The organism is Pseudomonas sp. ICMP 10191 (assembly GCF_001467335.1).
Lineage (GTDB): Bacteria > Pseudomonadota > Gammaproteobacteria > Pseudomonadales > Pseudomonadaceae > Aquipseudomonas > Aquipseudomonas cerasi.
Genome location: NZ_LKGW01000139.1, coordinates 1 through 8,229, shown reverse-complemented (window position 1 = coordinate 8,229; position 8,229 = coordinate 1). Strand labels below are relative to the sequence as shown.

The window sequence follows — 8,229 nt, the reverse complement described above, 5'->3', positions numbered from 1 at the left end:
GCCCATTGCGCGGGCTGAGGATGGCAAGATTCTGTCCGTCAAAGAGTCCCAAATGCTGGTAGTTACCCAATACCACGCGAGGTGGCAGCGTCGGCGCAAGTCGCAGATCTCGGTATCCGTCCGGCCAAGTCATGCACGACGCAAGTTCTTCGAGTTGCATGCCACCAACAAGAGCCAGCTCGCCGAGCAGGCTTTGCGCTACATCCAGTTGCTTTACGAAATCGAGAGCGAAGTCCGCGACCTGGAACCGGATTTACGGCGTCGAATACGGCAAGAAAAGGCTGTACCAGTGATGGACATGCTGCATGCTTGGATGATCGCCCAGCGCGATCTCGTGCCCGAAGGTTCGGCTATCAGCAGAGCACTCGATTACAGCCTGAAACGCTGGGCAGCGCTGTCGCGCTACCTCGAAGACGGGGCCGTACCCATTGATAATAATTGGGCGGAAAACCAGATACGGCCATGGGCTCTTGGACGCAAGAACTGGCTCTTTGCAGGGTCGCGCCGCAGCGGCAAACGAGCGGCGGCGATCATGAGTTTGATCCAGTCTGCGCGGCTCAATGGCCATGATCCGTATGTGTACTTGAAGGATGTTCTCACGCGCCTGCCGACGCAGCGGGCGAGTGAGATTATGGGGTTACTGCCGCACAAGTGGACGTCTGCTTAGCTACGCCAGGCCTTCATTGCATAGCGGCATCCTTACAAAGCATGCGCACGGTGCTTCCAAACTTCAATAGAAGCCCGTAGTCGACTCCGAACCAGCCAAGTTATCAGAGATAAGCTGATCCTCCGCCAGCATGCTTGCTACTCGACTGGCTAATATCTCCAGTGTGTAGGGTTTGGTCAAAAGCTGCATGCTCGGGCCGAGGAAGTCCGCCCGAGCCATGGCACCCTCTGCGTACCCCGTCAAAAATAGCACTGGCAAACGCGGTTTCAATTGTTGCATGACCTCAGCCAACTGACGGCCATTCATGCCAGGCAGGCCTACGTCTGTTAGAAGAATATCTATATCTGCTAAGTCATTGAATACTCTCAATGCCTCATCTCCGTCCCGGGCTATATAAACTCGATATCCAAGCTCTCCGAGAGCCTCTTGGTTAATTAATCGCACAGAATCATCGTCTTCAACCAAGAGAATGCACTGACCCTGACCCATGGCGGCAACGTCTGAGTGACTTGATTGTTCAAATTCAGACTTCGTATTTTCTGACAAGCAGATCGAGATAGTCGTCCCGACGTCTAGGGTGCTGTCGATTAAAAGTTTGCCATTGCTCTGATTCGCAAACCCATACACCATGGATAATCCCAAACCCGTTCCTTGTCCAATGGGCTTGGTGGTGAAGAATGGTTCCATCACCTTTTCTATGAACGAGGGTGCAATTCCACAGCCGGTGTCCCTGACCTGTATCCTCACCACCGCTGTGGCATTTATCTCAAGAGCTGGCTCAACTGTCGTCACGATGGATAGCGTTCCGCCATTGGGCATGGCGTCCCTGGCATTAATTGCCAAGTTAAGGATGGCATTTTCTAACTGGTTTGTATCAACCAAAACCCAAGGCTCGTCTGCACAGAGGTCTAGCCTGAGTACAATCTTCTCTGTCACGGTTCCTCTAAGTAGGTCTTCAAGCGAGCTAATCAGATGGTTGACAGAGGCAGCCTTGGCATCAAGAGACTGGCGTCGGGAGAAAGCCAGCAATCGGTGTGTCAAAGATGCTGCTCGCTGCGCAGAAGTCAGCGCCGCATCCATGAATCTTTCAACACCATCGAGCCGCCCCTTCGCCATGCGTATTTTTATCAAGTCCAGCGCGCTAATGACGCCGGTAAGCATGTTGTTGAAGTCGTGTGCAATTCCGCCAGTCAGTTGGCCCACGGCCTCCATTTTCAAGGACTGTCGCAACTGATCCTCGGCTCGGGCTCTTTCTTCACTTTCCGCTTTCAGCCGCTCAACAGCCTGACTCAATGCTTGAGTACGCGACCGCACCTGAATTTCAAGCTCTTCATTGAACCGTCGAAGACTTAGTTCAGCCTGCTTTTCTTCATTGATATCGACAATGACTGATGCCGCACCGATGATCTGGCGGGTTTCGTCATACAGCGGCACCGCACTGACCCTCATCCAGGACTCCTGCATGCCGTCGAGCCTGCGGTAGAAATCTACCCCTGTCGCAGGGTCGCCTCTCAGTGCTCTAGCGCCAGGAAACATGTGAGGCTCAAGCTTTCGTCCCTGTTCGTCCAGTGCGACCCATCGAGCCGCTCCGTCTGGCTGCCGGGACGGCATTACGTCTCCCGGCACGTATGCACGATATAGAGGGTTGCTGATGACCGGGGCCCCCTCCGTATCCATAAAACAGACTCCGACGGGGATATTTTCGAGCAGAATGCCCAGGCGGCTTCGCTCTTTTGCCAGCTGATTCAGACTTTCGCGCATTTCAAATTGACGCTCACGAGAGCGCCATGCGGCAGCAACAGCACTCAAGAGAGATGTTGAGCTAAGAGGCCTTTCCAAGACAACGACGTGACCTGCTGAGTGAGGTAGCCGACGCCTAGCCAGCTCTGTGTCCCTTCCAGAGCGTCCATTTTTCGATGCAAGCAAGATGATGGGTATTTCAGACCAGCCCGGCTGATTACTCAGCGCCACTGCAAGGCTTATCACATCGCCAGAAAGGCACTCCTCTGTGAGTATCACCAGCCCGGTATCCTCACTCAGTGCTAGCGAAAGAGAGAGTAAATTGCTATGGACGCGCAGTGGATATCTATCGCCAAATAACTTCACCAAACTGAGGGCGTCTCCTTTAAAAGGCGCCACAATCAGCAACGTTTTAGTTTCAGTGTGCGGGTTACTCAACACGCTTTCGCTCTTCCATCAAAGGAACATCGGCGCCAAAGTATTCAGGCGTTCCGGTCAGCACCCCCCGGAAATTGGATAAAGGCTCGCCTACCCGTACCCCTCTGGAATCAATCCGAAGCTCTCGAATGGCGTCCTCATGTGGCCCGCCCCGATGTTTGAGCACCGATATCGCCTTGCGCAGGCGTCCCTGTGCCTCGAAAAAGCGAATCAGCATGACGGTGTCCGCCACATAGGAAACATTGAGATTCGTCGACATAGTACCGACCAATCCATGCTGGGGATTGATGAGGAAGGTCACCACCCCGAGTTGACTGAGGTAGGAGAGCAACTCATGTATCTGCAAAATCAGTTGCTGCTCCTGTGGCATTGCTGCCATGTAGCCATTGAGACTATCAACGACAATCATAGTGCTGCCGCGATGCTCGACCTCAGTTCGGACACGCCAAGCGAACTCTCCTGGAGAGATTTCTGCTGGGTTTATCTGCTGAATAACCAACTGACCGCTTGATACGTAACGGCTCAAATCCATGCCCATGCTGTCTGCACGAGAGATCAGCGTACCGACCCGCTCATCAAACTCATAGATGGTGCATTTTTCGCCTCGTCGGCATGCGGCGCTCAGGTAGGCCAGTGAGATTGTAGTCTTGCCCGAACCAGCTGGGCCTGTGACTAGAGTGCTGGTACCCCTAAGAGGCCCTCCTGCTAACAGTTCATCTAACTCACTTACTCCGCTTGCGACAGCTTCAGCGTTGAAGTCCGAATAGTGGGTGGATGCGATCAGGCGTGGGTAAACCTCGATCCCACCTTTGCGAATCGTGAAATCATGAAATCCTGCTATGAAATCGACACCACGCAGCTTCTGCACCTGAAGACGTCTTCGCGCGGCTCCGAAATCAAGCGTCAATCGCTCTAGGGTGATCACGCCGTGACAGAGGCTGTGTAGGTGGTTATCTCGCTCGCCGTTGGATGCAGTCAGGTCATCGACTAACATCACCGTAATATCCCGACCTGCAAAATATTGCTTGAGCGCTAACACCTGCCTGCGGTAACGCAGAGGGTCTTGAGCCAAAAGACGCATTTCGGAAAGGCTGTCGAAGACCAAACGCTTGGGTTGCAGCTTGTCAACGCGTTGTTGAATGAGCTTGATGGTGTCTCCAAGCTCTGCCTCCCAAGGGTGCAGGATTGATTGCTCGTAGTCTTCGCCCAAGACCTCTTCAGTAGAAGAGAACTCAAACAAATCGATGCCTTCCAGCGTCCAACCGTGGGAGTGGGCAACACTCTCAAGCTCTTCACTGGTTTCAGAAAGGGTTATGTAGAGCACTTGCTCGCCAACGGCAACCCCGTCCAGCAAAAACTGCAACCCTAGCGTTGTCTTTCCCGAACCAGGCGTACCCTCAAGCAAATAAAGACGATTGCTAGGTAGCCCACCTTTCAGAACTGAGTCAAATCCGACGTTTCCAGTCGAGACGATAGGGCGGGGGTGAACCATTTTTGACCTCTGGAATAGCTGGCGAGCCGTAAGGGCTGTCCTGAGCCTAGCCCAGTATGAAGTCTACTATTCGCTACCGCCATACGATGCCAGCCACCAACCGAAGAAATCAGATGCGAGGGAAAAATATGCAGACCTGAACCATGCAAGGTGACTTCCCCACGCGCTTACGGCGCTCACGCCAGGAGGCTGCTCGCAGGGCATCGGGTAGGCAAGGTGAGTACCAAAATCGGTTTGTCCTGCATCGCGCAACCGCAGAGGCGGAATTTCTTTCGGCTGGGTTCGCTATCGAAGAACGTATTGACTTCATACCGCTCTACGCCATGTGGCGGGTCTATCTTTTGAGAAAGCTTTAGCGCCTTCCAACGGCATACGCGTCCAAACCGGCGAAAACAGTCGGCATACCGGGTGCCCTATAGCGCGCCGCTCAGTGGGCAGTAACTTGTTGCTTAACAGTTTGGAAGCGGACGTGTCTGTCTTCTTATACCCGAAATTGATGACCGCCCAAGACTTTTACGTCGCCTTGTTGAGGGAGCGAGGCTGGTATAGGTCTCTGGAACACCAGCCATCCACACTCTCCCCTTAAAGTGACGGTGCCAGTTTGGCGTATCTAAACGAAACGTAAGCCAGTACGGATTTGACCAAGAACCTAAACGTCCGGTAAGTCGAAGCGCTTCTTCAATTGCCACAATACCTGTAGGTTTTCAAATTAATGCAACTGGCCGCGTGTCCGTAAGCTGCTATGGTTCACATAGCCAAAAAACTAGGCATCGTCAAGGAGATATGCGGTCATGGAATGCATCACGACCACGTTCGAGGTTTACGGGCAGAACAACGCAAGGCTGGGTGTGCTGGACTTCAAGGGCAACGTCTGGTCTGGAGACATCGCGATATTCCGGATCGTCGACGATCGGGTCTACTCAATGCACGAGCAGTACTTGGGTAGACTCAAGTATGGCATGGCAATGACCGACAGAGGGGAATTGATCTTTATTGTCAGGTAGGGCGATGGTTACCTTAATTCCATATAGGATTTGCAACAAAGCGAAGACCCATAGAAGCTTCTGTGACAATTGGCCAGAATGACCCGAACACTGCTGCCCATGGCCTACGTGGAATTCGCCACTGATAGGGCCGATCCACATAACGCACATAAGCACAGACGCCAAAGGGCTCGATGAATCCTAGCTTAGCCATACACCGGCAGGGCGCGGAGGCAGGTCAGTTGGGCAATTTTCCTGATCCGTGCCACCGCTGGCGAGTTCATCATATTCGGCGCGCACGAGCACAGCACTGGCAGAAAACTGCATGGCATAGTTTACGCCCAGATCTATGGTCGTCTGCTAACAAGCCATCAAACAAAACTGCACGAACCTGTTCGAACTTACTTCCTAATGCTTCAAATCCCTGTTCCCTCTTTCGTCTAAATGGGCTTCAGCATAAAGCTCAAGGCTGGCCCAGCTGAAGCTGCTCAATGCGCTTGTAGGTCTCGTGCAAAGAGATCATGTCGCCATTGGCCATTGTTTCAATCAGTGATCGTCCCTCAAAGAAGGGATTATGGTTCGCAAGGCCGGGAAAGCCCTGAATGTTCGCCTGATTGTCGAAGACTGTACGTAAGCATGCATGGATATCGAGCACAATCCCAATACGCTGCTGTTGATCCAAGTCCAGCCTGCGGCCTGCATCTACACCTTGCGAAACACGACGGAAAGTCGAGGCTGAGATACGAAGAATGCTGCATGCTTGGGCAGGTGTCGCTTGCCAAGCGCGAATGATCCGTAACGCGACCTTTAAGCCGGTCATGGATTGCTGCTCAGAAAGAAGTTTGCTGGCCATCGTGATTACATCTCCTCAACTGTGGAGCAGTTTACCTTAAGATGGGGTCTATTTTGTTACCTTGGAGGCGTTTCAATTTGTCACGATCAAGGAAAGCTTGGTTTCCGCCCAGTGTCAGATCCGTCCTCAATGCCTTGACCCCTAAGGTGGGACCGTAAGCCCTCCGATCAAACCCAGGTCCGTTCTCGGACGTCAGAACGCAAATTCCGACTTGATGAAGGCATTTCGCCAAAATGCGAGTGTAGAATTACGTTTATCAGCACGCTGTGTAATTGCATTCACTTGACCACCCGTTTGCATCCGACTTGACCAGTGCACATGATGCGTACGTGAACCTTGGACAGGGTGCGTAGGTGTATTAGCTTCATGTCGCCAATCCAGGACAGGATTATGATTGGTTAACTACCTTTTTACGTTTTCGGCAAAACCGTTGTCCTGATCCAGAAAGGCAGGCTGCTCTGGGTGCTCGGCTCAGTTTCACTACACGTCGTGGGTTCGCTGGCAATGACGGCTGCCGGGCTTCTGTCCTATCAAATATTCGACACGCGCTGAGGAGATGAACATGAAAGGTTTCCTGGTGACTTTCTTTACCCAACAGAACCGTCGCTATCAGGGAAAGATTCTCGGCGACTGGATCGTTGATTTGGCGAAAGAAATGGGACTGCGAGGTGCGACCCTATCCACAGATATTGAAGGCTTTGGGCATACCGGTCGGCTGCATTCCTCGCATTTTTTTGAAATGGCGGATCAGCCTACCTAAATTCGTCTGGCCATCACCGAGGACGAATCGGAAAAGTTGTTCAAGCGATTGGAGCTTGAGGATATCTCGTTGTTTTATATAAAGACCCCAATTGAGATGGGCTTCGTCGGAAAAGATGCCACCTAGTTTGGCGTGCTTTCATAAGCTGTGACTTGACGACGCCTTCCCGTAACACGATTTTACATTTTGGACAGGGCTAGCTAAGATCGGCGCATTGGAGATGGCATTCCTCCATTAACCAACCGCTGCGCCCGTAGCAGCTGATGATGCCTACAGAAACCTGATCAAATCAGGTCTGTAGGCGTTCGCGCTCAGAATCCCTTTTTGGTCAGGCCTACTTACTTTTTGTGGCTGGCCAAATGTCTAAATTTCGACGACCTGAACAACTCGACTTACTGCCCTATATTGCGAAATGGCTTGCGCTTGCTGGTCTTGTAGCTCTTTTGGCAGGCTCTGCCTCTGCGTTATTCCTCCTTTCTTTGGATCATGCCACCCAGTGGCGAGAAGCCCATCCCTGGGTGCTCTGGCTCCTGCCAGTTGCTGGCTTAGGGACTTGCGTATCACCTGATAGGCAAACCAGTTGATGCCGGAAACAACCTGATCATCGATGAGATCCACGATCCTAAAAAGACTATTCCCTTGCGCATGGTGCCGATGGTGCTAATCGGAACCGTGGTTTCCCACCTCTTCGGTGCATCTGTGGGACGTGAGGGAACGGCGGTGCAGATGGGCGGCGCTCTTGCCGATCAACTGACGCATGTCTTTCGGCTACGCCGCGAAGATCGCCGGGTGATTCTCATGGCCGGTATCAGTGCTGGCTTTGCGTCCGTCTTCGGCACCCCTCTTGCCGGGGCTTTGTTCGGACTTGAAGTGTTGGCCATCGGACGTATGCGTTACGACGCGCTTTTCCCTTGCGTGGTTGCGGCAATCGTTGCTGACCAAAAGCCTGGGGAGTGGTTCATACGCATTACGTCATTGGCGAAGTGGTTCCCGTGGAGCTCTGGAGCGTCATGGCTGTGGTAGCTGCAGGAATTATCTTCGGCCTCACTGGCCTTCTATTCGCGACGGCCACCCATAAGCTCGGAGCTTTCGTTAAACGACTTATCTCCTATTCGCCATTACGCCCCTTCGCCGGAGGCCTGCTGATCGCAGTCGCACATCGTCCAATCCTTTCACATGCCAATGGATCCTTGGGACTGGCTTGGAAAGATGTTGTTCACCGTTGTATCCCTGGGGACTGGATTCAAGGGCGGCGAAGTCACTCCGCTGTTTTACATTGGAGCCACCTTGGGGAGC

The 8,229-nt window shown here is 52.8% G+C and carries 5 protein-coding genes, 5 pseudogenes and 1 riboswitch; of the genes and pseudogenes, 7 read left to right on the top strand and 3 right to left on the bottom strand.

Going from position 1 to position 8,229, the window contains the following annotated elements; all coding sequences use genetic code 11:
* On the top strand, positions 1 to 667 hold a 667-nt coding region (gene tnpC, locus AO388_RS21810; protein ID WP_236713932.1), incomplete at its 5' end, for an IS66 family transposase.
* Positions 668 to 730: 63 nt separating this feature from the next.
* On the opposite strand, the gene AO388_RS21805 is transcribed toward tnpC, so the two are convergent.
* Together AO388_RS21805 and AO388_RS21800 are read right to left on the bottom strand one after the other, a co-directional pair.
* A complete protein-coding gene (locus tag AO388_RS21805) occupies positions 731 to 2,848 on the bottom strand; it encodes an ATP-binding protein (protein ID WP_058417099.1) in 2,118 nt (705 codons plus the stop codon).
* On the bottom strand, positions 2,838 to 4,337 hold the full coding sequence (locus tag AO388_RS21800; RefSeq protein ID WP_058417098.1) for an ATPase domain-containing protein: 1,500 nt from the start codon (positions 4,335 to 4,337) through the stop codon (positions 2,838 to 2,840). Before AO388_RS21800 ends, AO388_RS21805 begins: the two co-directional genes overlap by 11 nt.
* A 170-nt stretch (positions 4,338 to 4,507) precedes the next feature.
* Between AO388_RS21800 and AO388_RS29760 the strand changes: the two are divergent.
* The 3 genes and pseudogenes from AO388_RS29760 to AO388_RS21790 form a co-directional block, all read left to right on the top strand.
* A pseudogene (locus tag AO388_RS29760) lies at positions 4,508 to 4,693 on the top strand (SAM-dependent methyltransferase); the annotation flags it as partial.
* A gap of 41 nt (positions 4,694 to 4,734) precedes the next feature.
* A pseudogene (locus AO388_RS29755) lies at positions 4,735 to 4,923 on the top strand (hypothetical protein); the annotation flags it as partial.
* A gap of 205 nt (positions 4,924 to 5,128) precedes the next feature.
* Positions 5,129 to 5,341: a hypothetical protein gene (locus AO388_RS21790; RefSeq protein WP_054069858.1), complete on the top strand. Its 213-nt coding sequence runs from the start codon at positions 5,129 to 5,131 to the stop codon at positions 5,339 to 5,341.
* 442 nt (positions 5,342 to 5,783) lie between these two features.
* Here AO388_RS21790 and AO388_RS21785 read toward each other — a convergent pair whose 3' ends face one another.
* Entirely contained in the window at positions 5,784 to 6,173 is a 390-nt protein-coding gene (locus AO388_RS21785; protein ID WP_003315976.1) for an antitoxin Xre-like helix-turn-helix domain-containing protein, read from the bottom strand.
* A gap of 423 nt (positions 6,174 to 6,596) precedes the next feature.
* Here AO388_RS21785 and AO388_RS29750 point away from each other — a divergent pair.
* From AO388_RS29750 to AO388_RS30100, 3 pseudogenes are all read left to right on the top strand, one after another.
* Positions 6,597 to 6,725: pseudogene (locus AO388_RS29750) on the top strand (fluoride efflux transporter CrcB); the annotation flags it as partial.
* Positions 6,726 to 6,735: 10 nt separating this feature from the next.
* Positions 6,736 to 7,059, top strand: a pseudogene (locus AO388_RS21780) (DUF190 domain-containing protein).
* A gap of 81 nt (positions 7,060 to 7,140) precedes the next feature.
* Positions 7,141 to 7,213: riboswitch (Fluoride riboswitch) on the top strand.
* Between the two features lie 79 nt (positions 7,214 to 7,292).
* Positions 7,293 to 8,229 (top strand): annotated as a pseudogene (locus AO388_RS30100) (chloride channel protein); the annotation flags it as partial.

What these genes read in the sequence shown, in the direction of transcription:
- AO388_RS21790 (WP_054069858.1), top strand. Translation starts at nt 5,129, where the DNA reads ATGGAATGCATCACGACCACGTTCGAGGTTTACGGGCAGAACAACGCA.
- AO388_RS21785 (WP_003315976.1), bottom strand. Translation starts at nt 6,173, where the DNA reads ATGGCCAGCAAACTTCTTTCTGAGCAGCAATCCATGACCGGCTTAAAG.
- AO388_RS21800 (WP_058417098.1), bottom strand. Translation starts at nt 4,337, where the DNA reads ATGGTTCACCCCCGCCCTATCGTCTCGACTGGAAACGTCGGATTTGAC.